This is a genomic window from Methylobacterium sp. Leaf88, assembly GCF_001422795.1.
Classification (GTDB): domain Bacteria; phylum Pseudomonadota; class Alphaproteobacteria; order Rhizobiales; family Beijerinckiaceae; genus Methylobacterium.
Map to the genome: position 1 here is coordinate 731,140 of NZ_LMMK01000012.1, position 18,322 is coordinate 749,461.

At 68.1% G+C, this 18,322-nt stretch carries 13 protein-coding genes; 9 read left to right on the top strand and 4 right to left on the bottom strand.

The window, feature by feature from the left end; translation table 11 throughout:
• Positions 1-131: 131 nt before the first annotated feature.
• The 6 genes from carB (at position 132) to ASF20_RS09815 (ending at position 7,947) form a co-directional block, all read left to right on the top strand.
• Complete coding sequence (gene carB, locus ASF20_RS09790; protein WP_056273428.1) at positions 132-3,617, top strand: carbamoyl-phosphate synthase large subunit; 3,486 nt, start codon at positions 132-134, stop codon at positions 3,615-3,617.
• 126 nt (positions 3,618-3,743) lie between these two features.
• Positions 3,744-4,220 carry a transcription elongation factor GreA gene (greA, locus tag ASF20_RS09795; protein ID WP_181017364.1) on the top strand — a complete coding sequence of 159 codons (477 nt, stop codon included), beginning with the start codon at positions 3,744-3,746 and terminating at the stop codon, positions 4,218-4,220.
• 7 nt (positions 4,221-4,227) lie between these two features.
• Positions 4,228-4,740 (top strand): hypothetical protein, encoded by a 513-nt coding sequence (locus ASF20_RS09800; RefSeq protein WP_056273431.1) that lies wholly within the window; start codon positions 4,228-4,230, stop codon positions 4,738-4,740.
• Between the two features lie 50 nt (positions 4,741-4,790).
• Complete coding sequence (locus tag ASF20_RS09805) at positions 4,791-5,816, top strand: mitochondrial fission ELM1 family protein (RefSeq protein WP_056273434.1); 1,026 nt, start codon at positions 4,791-4,793, stop codon at positions 5,814-5,816.
• Positions 5,817-5,830: 14 nt separating this feature from the next.
• Positions 5,831-6,805 (top strand): thioredoxin-disulfide reductase, encoded by a 975-nt coding sequence (trxB, locus tag ASF20_RS09810; RefSeq protein ID WP_056273810.1) that lies wholly within the window; start codon positions 5,831-5,833, stop codon positions 6,803-6,805.
• A 251-nt stretch (positions 6,806-7,056) separates the two neighbouring features.
• Positions 7,057-7,947, top strand: coding sequence for a LysR family transcriptional regulator (locus ASF20_RS09815; protein WP_055956592.1), 891 nt, complete (start codon positions 7,057-7,059; stop codon positions 7,945-7,947).
• 57 nt (positions 7,948-8,004) lie between these two features.
• On the opposite strand, the gene msrP is transcribed toward ASF20_RS09815, so the two are convergent.
• From msrP to ASF20_RS09835, 4 genes are all read right to left on the bottom strand, one after another.
• Entirely contained in the window at positions 8,005-8,961 is a 957-nt protein-coding gene (gene msrP, locus ASF20_RS09820) for a protein-methionine-sulfoxide reductase catalytic subunit MsrP (protein WP_056273437.1), read from the bottom strand.
• 135 nt (positions 8,962-9,096) lie between these two features.
• Complete coding sequence (locus tag ASF20_RS09825; protein WP_056273439.1) at positions 9,097-10,791, bottom strand: AMP-binding protein; 1,695 nt, start codon at positions 10,789-10,791, stop codon at positions 9,097-9,099.
• Between the two features lie 85 nt (positions 10,792-10,876).
• The gene (locus ASF20_RS09830) at positions 10,877-11,572 is read right to left on the bottom strand and encodes a hypothetical protein (protein WP_200927208.1); all 696 of its coding nucleotides are present in this window, start codon (positions 11,570-11,572) and stop codon (positions 10,877-10,879) included.
• A gap of 5 nt (positions 11,573-11,577) precedes the next feature.
• Positions 11,578-13,074 (bottom strand): leucyl aminopeptidase, encoded by a 1,497-nt coding sequence (locus tag ASF20_RS09835; protein WP_056273442.1) that lies wholly within the window; start codon positions 13,072-13,074, stop codon positions 11,578-11,580.
• Positions 13,075-13,356: 282 nt separating this feature from the next.
• Between ASF20_RS09835 and lptF the strand changes: the two genes are divergently transcribed.
• The 3 genes from lptF to ASF20_RS09850 are packed head-to-tail and all read left to right on the top strand — an operon-like array spanning position 13,357 to position 18,296.
• Positions 13,357-14,526 carry an LPS export ABC transporter permease LptF gene (gene lptF / locus ASF20_RS09840; protein WP_056218783.1) on the top strand — a complete coding sequence of 390 codons (1,170 nt, stop codon included), beginning with the start codon at positions 13,357-13,359 and terminating at the stop codon, positions 14,524-14,526.
• 15 nt (positions 14,527-14,541) lie between these two features.
• Entirely contained in the window at positions 14,542-15,630 is a 1,089-nt protein-coding gene (gene lptG / locus ASF20_RS09845) for an LPS export ABC transporter permease LptG (protein ID WP_056218780.1), read from the top strand.
• The gene (locus ASF20_RS09850) at positions 15,630-18,296 is read left to right on the top strand and encodes an LPS-assembly protein LptD (RefSeq protein WP_056273445.1); all 2,667 of its coding nucleotides are present in this window, start codon (positions 15,630-15,632) and stop codon (positions 18,294-18,296) included. The genes lptG and ASF20_RS09850 overlap by 1 nt, the downstream gene beginning before the upstream one ends.
• Positions 18,297-18,322: the final 26 nt, after the last annotated feature.

Sequence of the window (18,322 nt, forward strand, 5' to 3'; positions counted from 1 at the left end):
CTTCCAATGGCGGCGGGCTGCGTGTAAGTGCCAGGATCAACGACAATCCACGCCGCTAGCGCCCCCAGGCCCGTGCCGCTTCCCCGGCACCGCGCATGGCCGGGCGCGCGTGCCTGCAGCCAAGGCGCCCGATGCCGAAACGCACCGACATTTCCTCGATCCTGATCATCGGTGCGGGGCCGATCGTCATCGGTCAGGCCTGCGAGTTCGATTATTCCGGGACCCAGGCCTGCAAGGCCCTCCGCGAGGAGGGCTACCGGATCGTGCTGGTGAATTCGAACCCGGCCACGATCATGACCGACCCGGACATGGCGGACGCGACCTATGTCGAACCGATCACGCCCGAGATTGTCGCCAAGATCATCGAGAAAGAACGCCACGCCATTCCGGGCGGCTTCGCCCTTCTCCCGACGATGGGCGGCCAGACGGCGCTGAATTGCGCCCTGTCCCTCAAGAAAATGGGCGTTCTGGAGAAGTTCGACGTCCAGATGATCGGCGCCACCACCGAGGCGATCGACAAGGCCGAGGACCGCCACCTCTTCCGCGACGCGATGACCAAGATCGGCCTGGAGACGCCGAAATCGGCCCTGGCCAACGCCTCGGCGGCCAAGAAGGCCGACCGCGAGAAGTACCTGGCCGAGGTTGCCCGCATCGAGGCGGCGAACGAGGGCGAGCCCCGCGCCGCCGCCCTCGCCGCCTTCGAGAAGACCTGGCACCGGGGCGAGTCCGAGCGGCGCAAGCGCTACGGCGAGCACGCCATCGGGCAGGCGCTGATCGCGCTGGCCGAAGTCGGCCTGCCGGCGATCATCCGCCCCTCCTTCACCATGGGCGGCACCGGCGGCGGCATCGCCTACAACCGCGAAGAATTCCTGGATATCGTCGAGCGCGGCATCGACGCCTCGCCGACGAACGAGGTCCTGATCGAGGAGAGCGTCCTCGGCTGGAAGGAATACGAGATGGAGGTCGTTCGCGATAAGAACGACAACTGCATAATCGTCTGCTCCATCGAGAACATCGACCCGATGGGCGTCCATACCGGCGATTCCATCACCGTCGCGCCGGCCCTGACGCTCACGGACAAGGAATACCAGGTGATGCGCGACGCATCCCTGGCGGTCCTGCGCGAGATCGGCGTCGAGACCGGCGGCTCGAACGTCCAGTTCGCGATCGACCCCGCCACCGGCCGGATGATCGTCATCGAGATGAATCCGCGCGTCTCGCGCTCCTCCGCCCTGGCCTCGAAGGCCACCGGTTTCCCGATCGCCAAGGTCGCGGCCAAGCTCGCCGTCGGCTACACCCTCGACGAAATCGCCAACGACATCACCGGCGGCGCGACACCGGCCTCGTTCGAGCCGTCGATCGACTACGTCGTCACGAAGATTCCCCGCTTCGCCTTCGAGAAGTTCCCCGGCGCCGAGCCGACGCTGACCACCGCCATGAAGTCGGTGGGCGAGGCCATGGCGATCGGCCGCTGCTTCGCGGAATCGCTCCAGAAGGCCCTGCGTTCCCTCGAGACCGGCCTCACCGGTCTCGACGAAATCGAGATCGAGGGACTCGGCAAGGGCGACGACCACAACGCCATCAAGGCCGCCCTGGGAACCCCGACGCCCGATCGCCTCCTGAAGGTCGGCCAAGCCCTGCGCCTCGGCGTCAGCCACGAGGAGGTCCATGCCTCCTGCAAAATTGATCCGTGGTTCTTGGAGCAACTCCAGGCGATCATCGACCTGGAGAACCGGGTCAAGGCGCACGGCATCCCGAACACCCCCGGGGCGCTGCGCCAGCTCAAGGCCGCCGGCTTCTCAGATGCCCGCCTGGCCGTACTCGCCAGGACCGACGAGGACAGCGTGCGGGCGGCGCGCCGGGCCCTGGGCGTGCGCCCGGTGTTCAAGCGCATCGACACCTGCGCGGCTGAGTTCCAGGCGCCCACCGCCTACATGTACTCGACCTACGTGGCGCCCTTCGCGGGCGCGGTGGTGGACGAGGCACGTCCGACAGACGCCAAGAAGGTGATCATCCTCGGCGGCGGCCCGAACCGAATCGGACAGGGCATCGAGTTCGACTATTGCTGCTGCCACGCCTGCTTCGCGCTCTCCGAAGCCGGCTACGAGACCATCATGGTCAACTGCAACCCGGAGACGGTCTCGACCGATTACGACACCTCCGACCGGCTCTACTTCGAGCCCCTGACCCAGGAGGACGTGCTCGAGATCATCGAGACCGAGCGCCAGGCCGGGACGCTCCACGGCGTCATCGTGCAATTCGGCGGGCAGACCCCGCTGAAGCTGGCCCGCGCCCTTGAGGCCGCCGGCGTGCCGATCCTCGGCACCTCGCCGGATGCCATCGACCTCGCCGAAGACCGCGACCAGTTCAAGCGTCTCCTCGACAAGCTCGGCATGAAGCAGCCGAAGAACGGCATCGCTTACTCTGTGGAGCAGAGCCGGCTTATCGCCTCGGATCTCGGCCTGCCCTTCGTGGTACGTCCGAGCTACGTGCTGGGCGGCCGCGCCATGGCGATCATCCGCGACGAGGCGCAGTTCGCGGACTACCTCCTCGACACTCTGCCGAGCCTGATCCCGTCGGACGTCAAGGCACGCTATCCCAACGACAAGACCGGACAGATCAACACGGTCCTGGGCAAGAACCCGCTCCTGTTCGACCGTTACCTGTCGGACGCCACCGAGATCGACGTCGACGCCATCTGCGACGGCAAGGACGTCTTCATCGCCGGCATCATGGAGCACATCGAGGAGGCGGGCATCCACTCGGGCGATTCCGCCTGTTCGCTGCCCTCGCGCTCGCTGTCGCCGGAGATCATCGCCGAACTGGAACGGCAGACCCGGGCCATGGCCCTGGCGCTGCAGGTCGGCGGCCTGATGAACGTCCAGTACGCCATCAAGGACGGCACGATCTACGTGCTGGAGGTGAACCCCCGCGCCTCGCGGACGGTGCCCTTCGTCGCCAAGGTGATCGGCGATCCGATCGCCAAGATCGCGGCCCGGGTGATGGCCGGCGAATCCCTGGCGAGCTTCGCCCTGCAGCCGAAGGTCCTGGATCACATCGCCGTCAAGGAGGCGGTGTTCCCCTTCGCCCGCTTCCCCGGCGTCGACGTGCTGCTCGGGCCCGAGATGCGCTCCACCGGCGAGGTCATCGGCCTCGATTCGAGCTTCGGGGTCGCCTTCGCCAAGAGCCAGCTCGGCTCGGGCACCCTGGTGCCCAAGGGCGGCGCGGTCTTCGTCTCGGTGCGCGACGCCGACAAGGAGCGCATCCTACCGGCGATCCGCCTGCTCTCGGAGCTCGGTTTCACCATCATCGCCACCGGCGGCACGCAGCGCTACCTAGCCGATCAGGGCGTCCCGACCGAGCGCGTGAACAAGGTCCTGGAGGGCCGGCCGCACGTCGTCGACTCGATCAAGAACGGCGACATCCAGCTCGTCTTCAACACCACCGAGGGGGCGGGCGCCCTGTCGGACTCGCGGTCCCTCCGGCGCGCGGCCCTCTTGCATAAAGTGCCGTACTACACCACTCTTGCAGGAGCGATGGCTGCGGCCGAGGGCATCAAGGCCTATCTCGGAGGCGATCTCAAGGTCCGCGCCTTGCAGGAATACTTCGCGGCCTGAAGTCTCGCGCGGCTTCCGTGTTGAACGGAAGCCGTGTTGTTGGCGGTTCAGGAGTAACTTACTCTGGCCCGGAAGGAGCGGCGTGCTCCTGGCCGGGCTTATTCATTGTGGCGCGAGACGATGACGATAGACAAGGTTCCGATGACGGTGCGCGGTTACGCAGCGCTGGAGGAGGAGTTGAAGCACCGCCAGCAGGTGGAGCGCCAGCGGATCATCCAGGCCATCGCCGAGGCCCGCGCCCTGGGCGACCTGTCGGAGAATGCCGAGTACCATGCCGCCAAGGAGGCGCAGTCCCACAATGAGGGCCGCGTCCTGGAGCTCGAAAGCATGATCTCGCGCGCCGAGGTGATCGACGTGTCGAAGCTTTCCGGGACGAAGATCAAGTTCGGGGCCACGGTGAAGCTCCTCGACGAGGACACCGAGGAAGAGAAGACTTATCAGCTCGTCGGCGAGCCCGAGGCGGACGTGCGCTCCGGCCTGGTCTCCATCACCTCTCCGATCGCCCGCGCGCTGATCGGCAAGGGCGTCGGCGACACCGTCGAGGTGACGACGCCGGGCGGCGGAAAGTCCTACGAGGTCGTCGCCGTCCAGTACGGCGGCTGAGCCCTTCATGCGGTCGGGCCTCTTCCGGGCAGCGGCGGCGCTGCTCGGTCTCGTCGCGCTGCTCGGATCGGCCCGGGCCGAGGATCTTCCCAGCCTCGGGGGCGAGCGCCTCGCCGGCATCGACGTGGATGTCCGCCCCCTGATCGCGCTCGGTGGCGGCACCCCGGCGCTGGCCCTGCGCGAAGACCTTCTCGCCGCGTTGACGACGGAATTCGCCGACCGGCTCGGCGGGCGCGGACCCAGGCTGGTGGTGCGGATCACGGGCCTCTCGCTCAATCCTTATGCGGGCGGCGACGGCGGACGGGGCCGCCTCGGCGGCGGCACCCAGAGCGACTACCTCGACGGGGAAGCCCTACTCCTCGGCCGCCGGGGCGAGGTCCTGGCGCGCCACCCGCAGCTCTCCGCGCTCCCGTCGAGTTCGGGCGGGGCCTGGTACGATCCGGCTTCCGAGCGTCGCCGGGTGACCGCCATCGCCCAGCACTATGCGGGCTGGCTCCGGCGCGCCCTGCCCCGGGATTGAGTGGACGGCGCGGCGGAGGACGCCGCTGGAGGATTGACCTGGATCACCCGATGTCGTCAGCGTCCGCGATGCCCTCCCCCACCGGCGCGGCCGCGCCGCTTCCCGACCTCGCTCAGGCCAGGACCTGGATCGTCACCGACGGCAAGGCGGGCGACGAAAACCAGTGCGTCGGCCTCGCCGAAACCCTCGGCCTGCCGTTCGAGATCCGTCGGATCGCGCCCCGCCCCCCCTTCGGCTGGATGGCACCCTGGGGACCGACCGACCCGCGGGACCGGCCGGGCAACGCACGCGGCGCGTTGTCCGGGCCCCTCCCCGATCTGCTGATCGCGTCCGGGCGCCGGTCCGTCCCGTACCTCCGCGCGGTGCGCACGGCGTCCGAGGGCCGCACCTTCACGGCCTTCCTGAAGGATCCCCGCATCGGCCACGACGCGGCGAATTTCGTCTGGGTGCCCGATTACGACGACCTGCGCGGCCCCAACGTCTTCACCACCCTGACACCGCCGCACCAGGTCACACCGGAGCGTCTCGCCGAGGCCCGCGCGCACCCGGACCCGCGCCTGTCCACCCTGCCCTGGCCCCGCATCGCGGTGCTGATCGGCGGCGACAGCCGACATTTGAGCTATCGCCCGGCGGATATGCGCAGGCTCCTGCGCGACCTCGACAAGCTCACCGAGGGCGGCTGTTCCCTCATGGTCACCGTGTCCCGGCGCACGCCGCAGAACCTGCGGGACGCTCTGCGGACCATGGTGGCGACGAAGGGCGGTTTCTTCTGGGACGGTGGCAGCCCGAATCCCTATGTTTCGATGCTGGCGATCGCCGATTCGATCGTCGTCACCTCGGATTCGGCCAACATGGTCGGGGAGGCTGTAAGCACCGGGGCTCCCGTCCTCCTGTTCGACCTGCCCAAGACCTATATCCGCCACAGGCGGCTCTTCGCGGGACTCGCGATGGCCGGGGCCCTGAAGCCCTTTGTCGGCCGCCTGGAGGAATTGCACTACCAGCCCCTGGATGCGACCCCCGTCATCGCAGGCGCGATGGCCAAGGCCTATGCCGAGCACCGCGCGCGATGGGCCTGAAGGAGACGAGAGCGATGGCGCACACCCATTCCAAACTCATCATCATCGGCTCCGGCCCCGCCGGCTACTCCGCCGCGATCTACGCCGCCCGTGCCATGGTGGAGCCGCTGATGATCTCGGGCTTCCAGCCCGGCGGCCAGCTCATGATCACCACCGATGTCGAGAACTATCCGGGCTTTGCCGAGGCGATCCAAGGTCCCTGGCTGATGGAGCAGATGCGCTCCCAAGCCGAGCATGTCGGGACCAAGATCGTGTCCGAGTACATCACCAAGGTGGATTTCCAGGTCCGGCCGTTCCGGCTGGAGGCCGATTCCGGCGAAACCTACTCGGCCGACGCGGTCATCATCGCCACGGGGGCCCAGGCCAAGTGGCTCGGCCTGCCGTCGGAGGCCAAATACCAGGGCTTCGGCGTCTCGGCCTGCGCCACCTGCGACGGCTTCTTCTTCCGGGGCAAGGAGGTCGTGGTGGTCGGCGGCGGCAACACCGCCGTGGAGGAGGCGCTCTACCTCGCCAACCTCGCCGCCAAGGTCATCGTGGTCCACCGCCGGGGCGAGTTCCGCGCCGAGCGCATCCTGCAGGAGCGCCTGTCCAAGCACCCCAACGTCGAAGTGGTGTGGCACCACGCGGTCGAGGAGATCTGCGGCAGCGAGAAGCCGCCGTCGGTGACCCATGTCCGCCTCAAGGACACCCGCACCGGCGAAATCACGGAGCGCCGAACGGATGGCGTGTTCATCGCCATCGGCCACCAGCCGGCGACCGCGATCTTCGACGGCCAACTGGCCATGCGCGACGGCGGCTACATCGAGACGGCGCCGGGCACGACGCATACGGCGATCCCCGGGGTCTATGCCGCGGGCGACGTCACCGACGACGTCTACCGTCAAGCGATCACCGCCGCCGGCATGGGCTGCATGGCTGCCCTCGACGCCGAGAAGTACCTGGCCGCCCTCGAAGTCGGCGAAACACCCCAGCAAGCCGCCGCAGAATAGGAAGATTCTGGCGGACGACGGCGCCATGCGTCTTGCGCGCGGCGTCAAGACAATCGCAAGGTCGACCCACTAACCTAAGCGCTGACGGCATGAGCCGTCGGCGTCACCCGCATGACTCGCACCTTTCCGTCCACGTCCCGCGTGGGCCGGAGGGTCCGGGTCGCTCGGGCCAGGCACGGATATCCGACTCGCACGCCGCGAGACGGGAAGCTTGGTCAGCCGGCGTCGGGTTGCGTACGGGAGTGGACGCCTTGGACTGGGACAAGATCCGCATCTTCCTCAACGTGGCGGAAGCCGGCAGCTTCACGCGCGCGGGCGACGACATCGGCCTGAGCCAGTCGGCCGTCAGCCGTCAGATCAGCGCCCTCGAACGCGAGTTGAAGGCGCCGCTGTTCCACCGCCACGCCCGCGGCCTGATCCTGACCGAACAGGGCGACCTCTTGTTCCGCGCGGCGCGGGACATGAAGCTGCGCCTGGAGAACACCAAGGCGCGCCTCGTCGAAACGAGCGAGCGGCCGACCGGCGACCTCAAGGTCACCACCACCGTCGGCCTCGGCACGGCCTGGCTGGCCCAGCGTGTCGCCGAATTCCTCGACCTCTACCCGGACGTGCGCGTCGAACTCATCCTCACCAACGAGGAACTCGACCTGGCCATGCGCGAGGCCGACGTGGCGATCCGGATGCGGCGCCCGGCCCAGCCGGACCTGATCCAGCGGCGCCTGTTCACGGTCCACTACCACGCCTTCGCCTCGCAGGATTACGTGAAGCGCTTCGGCGAGCCGAAATCCATCGCCGACCTCGACAATCACCGCCTGGTCTCGTTCGGCGGCAACGAGCCGTCCTACCTGCTGGCGACGCACTGGCTCTCCACCGTCGGCCGCGAGGGACAGGAGCGCCGGACGATCCACTTCACGGTGAACAACATCACCGCCTTGCAGCAGGCCATCGACACCGGCGCCGGCATCGGCATCCTCCCGGACTACGCGGCGGAGGGTCAGGCGGGCCTGGTTCAGGTCATGCGCGAGACCGAGATGCCGCACATGGAAAGCTATCTCGTCTATGCCGAGGAGATGCGGTCCGTCGCCCGTGTCCAAGCGTTCCGCGACTTCCTCGTGGCCAAGGCCCAGCGCTGGACGTACTAGAAGCGACACCGGACGCCTGAGCGGACGGGGCAGCGACCTGCCCCGCCGCAGGGCCCGTCAGACGAACAGGCGCTCCTTCTCCAGCCCCTTGTAGAGGCCGGCCACCTGTTCGCCGTAGCCGTTGTAGATCAGGGTCGGCACGCGCTGGTCGGTGCCCAGGACCCGTTCCGTGGCCTGGCTCCAGCGGGGATGCGACACCGCCGGATTGACGTTGGCCCAGAAGCCGTACTCGGCCGATTGCAGCCCTTCCCAGAAGGTCTTCGGACGCTCGGCCACGAAAGAGATCTTGGTGATCGATTTCACCGACTTGAAGCCGTATTTCCACGGCACAACGAGGCGGATCGGCGCGCCGAACTGGTTGGCGAGCGGCTTACCGTAGACGCCCGTGGCGACGAAGGCGAGGTCGTTGCCCGCCTCTTCCAGGGTCAGCCCCTCGGTGTAGGGCCAGGGATACAGGAACGACTTCTGGCCCGGTGCCATCGACCGGTCGAGGAAGGTCTGCATCTGGATGTACTTCGCGCCTGAGGTGGGCTTCGCCAGCGCCACGAGCTTCGCGAGGGGGAATCCGGTCCAGGGCACCGACATGGACCAGGCCTCGACGCAGCGGTGCCGGTAAAGGCGCTCCTCCAGCGGCATCTTGCGGATGAGGTCGTCGATTCCGAGGGTCATCGGCTTCTCGACGAGGCCGTCGATGGCCACCGTCCAGGGCCGTGTCTTCAGGGCGTTGGCGGCCGGCAGGACCGACTTCGAGGTGCCGTATTCGTAGAAATTGTTGTAGTCGGCGCTGAACTTCTCCGGGGTCAGCGGGCGGTCGAGGGTATAGGCCTCGTTGCGCTTAGCCGGATAGAGATCGGCGGTCGGGTCGGACGCCGCCCGGGCGCTCTCCGTCCCGATCAGCGAGGCGGCCGCCAGGCCCGCGGCCCCTCCAAGCAGGCGCCGGCGATCGAGGAACACGCTCTCCGGCGTCGCGAGATGTTCGGGCATCTCCCATGCGTGGGTGCGTCTGATGTTCATGTCGTTCCCTCCGTTCAGCGCGAATCGCGGCGCGCCGGCCTGTTGTCCTGACATTGGCCGGACGCGGCGAGCGCGCAAGCCGTCTCAATGTCACCCTTCGCCGGCAGGCGGCCGCAGGTTACGGGCGGAACGCGATCACGGAGGGGGCGGATCGTCGCGAAGGGCCCGACGCAGCACCTTGCCAACGTTGGTCTTGGGCAGGGCGTCGTGGAAGACGACCCGGCGGGGAACCTTGTAACCGGTGAGCTGCGAGCGGGCGAAGGTCCGGAGTGCGTCGGTGGTCATCGCGTCGTCCTTGCGCACCACATGCGCGACGACCATCTCGCCGGTCTCGTCGTTGACCGCGCCGACCACGGCGCATTCGAGTACGCCCGGATGGCTCGCGAGCACGTCCTCGATCTCGTTCGGGTAGACGTTGAAGCCCGAGACCAGGATCATGTCCTTCATTCGATCGACGATGCGGACCTGTCCATCGGGGTTCAGCACCGCCACGTCGCCGGTGCGGAAGTAGCCATCGGCGGTGGTGGCGTGGGCCGTCTCGTCCGGGCGCTTCCAGTAGCCGGCCATGACCTGGGGGCCGCGCACGCAGAGTTCGCCGGGCTCGCCGATATCGACCTCGCGGCCGTCGAGCCCTCGGATCGAGACGTCGGTCGAGGGCAAGGGATACCCGATGGTGCCGCTCCACGCGGAGAGATCCGGCGGGTTGACGCAGACCACCGGGGAGGTCTCGGACAGGCCGTAGCCCTCCACGATGGCGCGACCGGTGATCGCCTTCCACTTCTCGGCGACCGCCGCCTGCACCGCCATCCCGCCCGCGATGACAAAATCCAACCTCGAGAAGTCGACCTCGCGGATCTTCGGATGGTTGATGAGCAGATTGAACAGGGTGTTCACCCCTGAGAAGTGGGTGAAGGGCGTCCCCTTGAGGGTCTTGATGAAGCCGTCGGCATCGCGCGGGTTGGCGATCAGCAGGCAACAGCCACCAACCTTCATGAAGAAGAAGAAGCAGCAGGTCAGGGCGAAGATATGATACAGTGGCAGCGCCGTGACCATGACGCGCGCTGCGCCGTCCTCGGCCGAGACGCGGAACCAGATCCGACTCTGCTCGACATTGGCCATGATGTTGCGATGAGTCAGCATCGCGGCCTTGGCGACCCCCGTGGTCCCGCCGGTATATTGCAGGAACGCCAAGTCGTCCGGCACGACGGGAACCCGGACCTTCGGCTTGCCGGTGCCCGCGCGGATCATCGCGTCGAAGCGGACCGCGAGTACTTCGGGCAAGCGATAGGCCGGAACGGCTTTCTTCACATGGCGCGAGACCAGGGTGATCAGCCGCCCCTTCAGGCCGAGGCCGTCGCCGGGACCGGCCAGGACCACGCGGTCGAGGGCGAGGTCCGGCAGGGCCTGCACCACGGTATGGGCGAAATTCTCCAGGACGAAGAGGATGCGCGCGCCCGAATCGTTCAGCTGCGCCGTCAACTCGCGCGGCGTGTAGAGGGGATTGACGTTGACGACGATACAGCCGGCGAGGAGCACGCCGAAGATCGTCGCCGGATAGGCGGCGACGTTCGGCATCATGATGGCGACGCGATCGCCCTTGGTCAGGCCCTGCGCCGCCAGCCACGCGGCGACGGCCTCCGCCGACGCCCCGAGGGCCGCGTAGGAGATGCGGGCTCCGAAGCTCTCCAGCGCGGGCCGAGCGGCCGAGCGCGCCGTGCACTCCTCGAACAGGTCGACCAGCGTTCCGAGGCCGTCGACATCGAGCTCAGCGGGAATGCCCGGCGGATACGCGGACAGCCACGGGCGCACAGCGCTCCGGGTTTCGGCCATGTCGATCCTCCCTGCGATGCGACCCGGCGGCTTCCTGCCTCCTTAGTTCACACCTAAACTATCCTCGGGCATTCCGGCGGCGGGATCAAGCGTCGGCGCGGGCCAGGCGCAAACGATCCTGCCGCGTCGTCAGCCCGTTGCAACTCAGGTGCGGCAGAAACGCGATGCAGGCCAGGGTACCGGCTAACAGGGCATCCCCGATCGTCATCGATCGGCGCGGCCAGATGCCGAACCCCGCCGCGTGGGCGAAGCCCAGCATGGCCAGGGCGAACCAGAGGGCGAGGTACCGGAGCAGGACGTCGACCGCGGCCCGCATCCAGCGCCGGGGCTGGGATCGACCCGCAGGACCGTTGCCGATCAGCAGGGCGCCGACCCCCAGGACGCTTCCGAACACCGTCGCGGCGAGGGCTGATCCGAGGGCGTAGGCCGCCGGCATCGGCTGCTGCGTGATGAAGGCGGTGCCGCCGCTGGCGAAGGCGAGGCGCAGGGCCACGCCGCCGAAGGTGGGATAGAGGCAGGCTGCCAGGAACAGGGCCACGGCCAGCGCCCCGCCGATGAGGCGGCGGGGCCAGCCGGCCGATCCCGGCCGCAGGATCCGCAGGCCGAGGCAGGCGAGTCCGTAGACGATGGCCACCGCGAAGAGCGGGTAACGATCGAGGAAGAAGCCGTAGAAGCGGGCGTCGAGCTCGGGCGGCATGGCCACCCGCTGGTCGAACCCCGTAGCGAAAGTAAGCGCGATCGCCAGGAGCGCTGCCGCCAGCGGAGTCACGGCCGGCAGCACGCGGCTCAGGCCTCGTAGTTGTCGCGCACCAGGCGGTCGAGCAGGCGCACGCCCCAGCCCGCCCCCCAGCTCCTGTTGATCTCGCTCGCCGACGAGGACATCGCCACGCCGGCGATGTCGAGATGCGCCCAGGGCACGTCGTTGACGTAGCGCTTCAGGAAGGACGCCGCGGTCGCCGCGCCACCATGGCGGCCGCCGGAGTTCTTCATGTCGGCGAACTTCGAGTCGATCGCCTTGTCGTAAGCCGGAATCAGGGGCATCCGCCACACGGCCTCGCCCGTCGCCTCGCCGGCGGCCGTGATCTTGGCCGAGAGCGCGTCGTCGTTGGAGAACATCCCAGCGATGTCCTGGCCGAGGGCGACGATGATCGCCCCCGTCAGGGTCGCGAGGTCGATCATGAACTTCGGCTTGTAGGCGCTCTGGATGTGCCAGAGCACGTCGGCGAGGACGAGGCGGCCCTCGGCGTCGGTGTTGATGATCTCGATGGTCTGGCCCGACATCGAGGTGATGATGTCGCTCGGGCGCATGGCGTTGCCATCCGGCATGTTCTCAACGATGCCGATGGCGCCGACGACGTTCACCTTCGCCTTCCGACTGGCGAGCGCGTGCATCGTGCCGACGACGCAGGCGGCTCCGCCCATGTCACCCTTCATGTCCTCCATGCCGCCGGCGGACTTGATCGAGACGCCGCCGGAATCGAAGCAGACGCCCTTGCCGATGAAGGCTAGGGGCGCCTCGGCCGGGTCGGCGGCGCCGTTCCAGCGCATCACCACGACGCGGGCCTCCTTCGTCGAGCCCTGCGCCACGGCGAGGAGGGCGCGCATGCCGAGCGCCTCCAGCTTGCCAGGGCCGAGAACCTCGACCTCGACGCCGAGCTGCGTCAGTGCCTCGGCCCGGCGGGCGAACTCCTCCGGATAGAGGACGTTCGGCGGCTCATTGATCAGCTCGCGCGCCAGGATGACGCCGTCGGAGACCGCCTCCGAGACCTTCGCGGCCGACTCGGCGGCGGCGCCATCGGCCACCATCAGGGTCAGCGCGGTGGCCCTGGCATCCTCGCCCTCGGGCTTCTTCTTGGTCTTGTAACGGTCGAAGCTGTAGTGGCGCAGGCGGGCCCCGAGGGCGAAATCGGCAGCGTTCTCGGCCGTGACATCGAGACCGGCGAGGATCAGGGCGGCCTGGGCGTTCCGGCCCGAGACCTTGCTGGCGGTGAAGCCGCCGAGCGCAGGCCAGTCGATCTTGGCGCGGTCCTTCTCCGAGCCGAGGCCGATCACCACCAGGCGGTCGGCGTCGAGGCCTGTGGGTGCGGGCAGTGCCAGGGCCGACAGGGACTTGCCCTTGAAGCGCTCGCTGGCGGCGGCACGGGCGACGAGATCGGCCACGCCGCCGCCGATCGCCTGGGCCACGGCCGGAGCCAGGGCGAGATCGTCGCCGACGAAGAGGACGACGTCGCCCCGGCCCACCGGGCCGAGGGGCCCGAACGCGATCGTAATTCCGTCCGCCATGACGCTAGCTTTCCGAGGATTGGGCTCGAACGAACCGTGCGTTCGAAGTGGTGCGTGCAGGATGTGCGGAGCGGCACGGCATCGGACGTGCCACTCCCGGCGCTTCTGTGTACCTGTTGAGGCACAGAACGCAACGCGACCGGACGGCCGTGAAAGCGCCCGAATCGGCGCGCCCGGATCGGAGTCGACGGCCGGGGGGCGGGACGGATACAAACGGGTGGGGCCGAGGCCTCGCCGGGCGATGCGGGGGGCGATCCGCGAGACGCCGATCCACGAGAACCCATGACGCAGATCGAGCGCTACATCTTCAAAATCGCGCTCGGGGCCTTCTTCGCCTGCCTCGTTGGCCTGACCGGTACGATCTGGGTGACGCAGGCCCTGCGCGAGCTCGACCTCATCACCGCCAAGGGTCAGACCCTGGTCATCTTCTTCCTCATCACCGGTCTTTCGCTGCCGACCCTGATCACCGTGATCGCTCCGGTGGCGCTGTTCATCGCCGTCGTCTACGCGCTGAACAAGCTCAACGGTGATTCCGAGCTCATCGTCATGTCGGCGGCAGGGATGCGACCGCGGCAGATCCTGCGCCCCTTCCTCAGCCTCGGCCTCGCGGTCAGCCTCGCGGTGGCCTTCCTGACGATCCAGGTGATGCCATCGTCGTTTCAGGAACTGCGCGACGTGCTGACCCGGGTGCGCGGCGACTTTATCGCCAACGTGGTCAAGGAGGGGCAGTTCACCAGCCTCGACAGCGGCATCACCTTCCATTTCCGCGAGCGCGGCCCGGGGGGCGCCCTGCTCGGCCTGTTCATCCAGGACAAGCGCGAGGCGGGCAAGTCGGTGGTCTACCTCGCCGAGCGCGGACAGGCGTTGGACTATGGCGGCCAGAGCTATCTCGCCCTGGAGAAGGGCAGCATCCACCGCCAGCAGAAAGATTCCCGCGACGCCTCGATCATCACCTTCGAGCGCTACACCGTCGACCTCGCCGCGTTCACGCCGCCCGACGCCGAGCTGGTCTACAAGCCGCGCGAACGCGCCACGGCGCAGCTGCTGTTCCCCGACACCAGCGAGACCTACTACAAGCAGCAGAAGGGTCGTTTCCGGGCCGAGCTGCACGACCGGCTCTCGTCCTGGCTCTACCCGCTGGCCCTGACCTTCATCGCCTTCGCGGCTCTCGGCGACCCGCGCACCACCCGCCAGGGGCGCGGCCTCGCGGTGGCCGGCGCCGTCCTCGCGGTGGTGGTCGTGCGCATCGGCGGCTTCGCGGCTTCCAGCGCGGCGGCGCGCAGTCCGGGCGCGGTGGTGGCCGTCTACGCCGTGCCCCTCCTCGCCATCCTGATCTCGGCGGTGATCATCTTCAACGGCGCGGCGGTGCGGGACTGGAACGCCCGGGTGGGCCGGGCCGCGACCGGGCTCGTCGGCCGCTTCGGCCGGCGCCCGCGCCTCGGCGTGCAGTGAGGCGGAGCTGACGCCATGCTGATCGGCGCCACCCTTGGCCGCTACTTCGCGATGCGCTTCGTGCGCACGATCCTGGGGGTGTTCCTCACGGTCTTCACGCTGGTCTACACCCTCGATTTCGTCGAACTCCTGCGACGCGCCGGCGACGCCGAAGGCGCGTCCACAGGTTTGATGGCGCAGCTCTCGCTCTATCGAACCCCGGCAGTGGCCGAGGGCGTGCTGCCCTTCGCCATCCTGTTCGGCTCGATGGCCGCCCTGCTCCAGCTCTCGCGCAAGCTCGAACTGGTGGTGGCCCGGGCCGCCGGCATCTCGGCCTGGCAGTTCCTGCAACCGGGCGTGTTCGTGGCGCTGGCCATCGGGGCCTTCACGGTGGGGGTCTACAATCCGATTTCGGCGCTGATGAAGCAGCGCTCCACCGAGATCGAGGCAAAAATCTTCGCCCGCTCGACCAAGGCCAACTCGGGTAAGGATCTCTGGATCCGCCAGCGCAGCCTCGACGGGCAGGCCATCATCCGCGCCGACACCGCGGTGGAGGGCACCACCACGCTGGCCGGCGTCTCGGTCTTCGCCTTCGACGAGGCCGGCATCTTCACCGCGCAGATCGAGGCGGCCAAGGCCAGCCTGCACGACGGCTACTGGGAGTTGAGCCAAGCCCGGGTGATGGCCAAGGGCCAGCCTGCCGAAACCTTCGACACCTACCTGATCGCCTCGACCCTGGTGCCCTCGCAGGTGCGCCAGCGCTTCACGCCGCCCGAATCCGTGCCTTTCTGGCAACTGCCGGAGACCATCTCACGCTCCGAGCGGGCCGGCCTCGACGCCACGCGGTACCGCCTTCAGTACGACGTCCTGCTGGCGCGGCCCGTCCTGTTCCTGGCCATGGTGCTGGTGGCGGCCAGCGTTTCCTTAAGGTTCTTCCGCTTTGGTGGTGTCGGCAAACTGGTGCTGAGCGGCGTCGCGGCGGGGTTCGTGCTGTACGTCGCCCGACAGGTGCTGGAAGGCCTCGGTGCCTCGGGAATCGTGACGCCGGCTGTGGCGGCGTGGTTCCCGGCCGTGGTAGGGAGTCTCCTTGGTACGCTCACGCTTCTCTATCAGGAGGACGGCTGATGTCGGACTCGGTGGTGGCGAAGGGGCGCAGGCCTTGGCAGGAGTTGGGACTGGCGTTGCGTAAGGTCGCCGACATCACGTTGGCCACGGGGTTCGTGGCGCTGCTCACGGCCGTCGCCCCCGCGGCGACCGGCGGGCCGGCGCTCGCCCAGGGGGCCCCGCGGGCCAGTGCCCCGAAGGCGGACGCCGGCAAGCCGGACTCGGGAAAGCCGGCCGAGCGCCTTCTCGTGGAGGCCGCCGAGCTCGTCTACGACAACGACCGCAACACGGTGACGGCCCGCGGCAACGCCGAGCTGCATTACGGCCCACGCACCTTGCAGGCCGACCGGGTGATCTACGACCGCAAGGCGAGCCGGGTCTTCGCCGAGGGCAACGTGCGCCTGACGGAGGCGTCGGGCGCGGTGGTCACCGGCTCCAAGATGGAGCTCACCGACGACTTTAAGAACGGCTTCATCGACGCCCTCCGGGTGCAGCAGAGCGTCCAGCTCAACGGGCAGACCGTCCGCACCCGCTTCTCGGCGCCCCGAGCCGAGCGGATCGAGGGCGACAGCACCAGCTTCGACTACGGCACCTACACGGCCTGCGAACCCTGCAAGAACAATCCGGAGACGCCGCCGCTCTGGCAGATCCGCGCCACCAAGATCGTCCACAACAATCAGACCCACACCGTCGCGTTCGAGGAATCGACCCTTGAGATCGGCGGCATCCCGGTCGCCTACCTGCCGTATTTCGAGACCGCCGACCCGACGGTGAAGCGCAAGACCGGCTTCCTGACGCCGCGCTTCCTCACTTCGACGGCCCTGGGCTCCGGTCTCGCGACCCCGTTCTTCGTCAACCTGGCGCCGAACTACGACCTGACGCTGTCACCGGCCTTCCTGAGCAATCAGGGCGTCCTCGGCCAGGCGGAGTTCCGGCACCGGCTGGAGACGGGCTCCTACAACCTGCGCCTCTCCGGCATCTTCCAGACCACGCCGAGCGCCTTCCTGCCCGGCCCCCTCGGGGCGGGAGACCGCGACTTCCGCGGCTCGGTGGAGTCCAAGGGCCAGTTCTACATCAACGACCGCTGGCGCACGGGCTGGGACGTCGTCGGCGTCACCGACAAGTGGTTCCTCGACAACTACCGCATCCGCAACCAGAGCATCACCACGGACTATTTCCGTGAGGCCGTGTCGACCGCCTACCTGATCGGTCAGGGCGATCGCTCGTGGTTCGAGGCGCGGGGCTACTACTTCAAGGGCCTGTCGAGCTTCGACTGGCAGAAGGAGCAGCCCTTCGTCGCGCCGGTGATCGACTACGACAAGCGCATCAACGGACCCGGCTTCCTGGGCGGCGAGGTGCGGTTCGAGGCCAACATCACCAGCCTGACCCGCCAGGCGACGGATTTCCAGGCCGTTCAGAGCCCGACGGCCTATCTCCAGACGCCGACCATCAACGGCCGGACCTACTACCTCTACGAGACCTGCACGTCCTTCTCGCGCGGCCAGTGCGTGATCCGGGGCCTCGCCGGCACGAACACCCGCGCCTCGGCCCAGCTGTCCTGGCGCCGCAGCTTCATCGACGACGTCGGCCAGGTCTTCACGCCCTTCGCCTACCTGCGCACGGACGCGTTCTTCGTCGACCCGCGCACCTCCGGCTACCAGAACGCCCTGTCCGCCAACATCGCGACGCAGGACGCGGATTTCTCGGGGCGCGTCCTGCCCGCCGTCGGCATCGACTACCGCTACCCGTTCGTCAGCAATTTCGGACCGCTGGGCGTGCACACGATCGAGCCGATCGCCCAAGTCATCGCGCGACCGAGCGAGACGCGGATCGGCCGGCTGCCGAACGAGGACGCACAGAGCCTGATCTTCGACGACACCTCGCTGTTCGAGTGGGACAAGTTCTCAGGCTACGACCGGGTCGAGGGCGGCATGCGCACCAATCTGGGCGCGCAGTACTCCGTCGTGACCCCCGCCGGTTGGTACGCGAACGTGATGTTCGGCGAATCGATCCAGATCGCCGGTGTGAACTCGTTCCGCCGCGGCGACATCGCCAATGTCGGCCTCGATTCCGGCCTCGACAGCCGGGCCTCGGACTTCGTCGGCCGGTTCCAGCTGTCGCCCAACCAGCACATCACCTTCATCACCCGCGGGCGCTTCGACCACGCCGATCTCGGCGTGAACCGGGTCGAGACCGGCGTGATCGCCCGCCTCGCTCCCTTCGCGCCGATCGATCTTTCGGCGTTCTACTCCTATTACAAGGCCCAGCCCGCCCTCGGCTTCGCCAACCGTCGCGAGGGCGTCACCGCCTCGGCCACCTATCACGTGACGCCGAACTGGTTCGTCACGGGCTCGGCCCTGGTGGACCTGTCACACTACCTCGACGTGCGCGACAACTTCCAGACCGCCTACGCCTCCTACCTCGCGAATCCCGTCGGGGACGCGCCCGTCTACCGCAACCCGGGACGCGCCTATCTCTCGGGCATGAGCATCGGCGGCGGGTACCAGGACGAGTGCACGACGGTGTCGGTCAACTACATCGTCTCGCCGGTGGCGGCGGCCCTCGGCACCAGCGAGCGCAACCGGACCGTCCTGCTCCGGCTTGAACTGAAGACCCTGGGCGAGGCGGACTTCCGCCAGAACCTGAATACGGCCATCACGGCCGACGGCATCTCGACGGTCCGCTGAGGCGGCTTGGCCCCTGGAACGACACG

Coding starts and splice junctions, on each gene's coding strand:
- ASF20_RS09835 (WP_056273442.1), bottom strand. CDS start 13,074: ATGGCGGACGGAATTACGATCGCGTTCGGGCCCCTCGGCCCGGTGGGC.
- ASF20_RS09850 (WP_056273445.1), top strand. CDS start 15,630: ATGTCGGACTCGGTGGTGGCGAAGGGGCGCAGGCCTTGGCAGGAGTTG.
- lptF (WP_056218783.1), top strand. CDS start 13,357: ATGACGCAGATCGAGCGCTACATCTTCAAAATCGCGCTCGGGGCCTTC.
- carB (WP_056273428.1), top strand. CDS start 132: ATGCCGAAACGCACCGACATTTCCTCGATCCTGATCATCGGTGCGGGG.
- msrP (WP_056273437.1), bottom strand. CDS start 8,961: ATGAACATCAGACGCACCCACGCATGGGAGATGCCCGAACATCTCGCG.
- ASF20_RS09800 (WP_056273431.1), top strand. CDS start 4,228: ATGCGGTCGGGCCTCTTCCGGGCAGCGGCGGCGCTGCTCGGTCTCGTC.
- ASF20_RS09825 (WP_056273439.1), bottom strand. CDS start 10,791: ATGGCCGAAACCCGGAGCGCTGTGCGCCCGTGGCTGTCCGCGTATCCG.
- ASF20_RS09805 (WP_056273434.1), top strand. CDS start 4,791: ATGTCGTCAGCGTCCGCGATGCCCTCCCCCACCGGCGCGGCCGCGCCG.
- lptG (WP_056218780.1), top strand. CDS start 14,542: ATGCTGATCGGCGCCACCCTTGGCCGCTACTTCGCGATGCGCTTCGTG.
- trxB (WP_056273810.1), top strand. CDS start 5,831: ATGGCGCACACCCATTCCAAACTCATCATCATCGGCTCCGGCCCCGCC.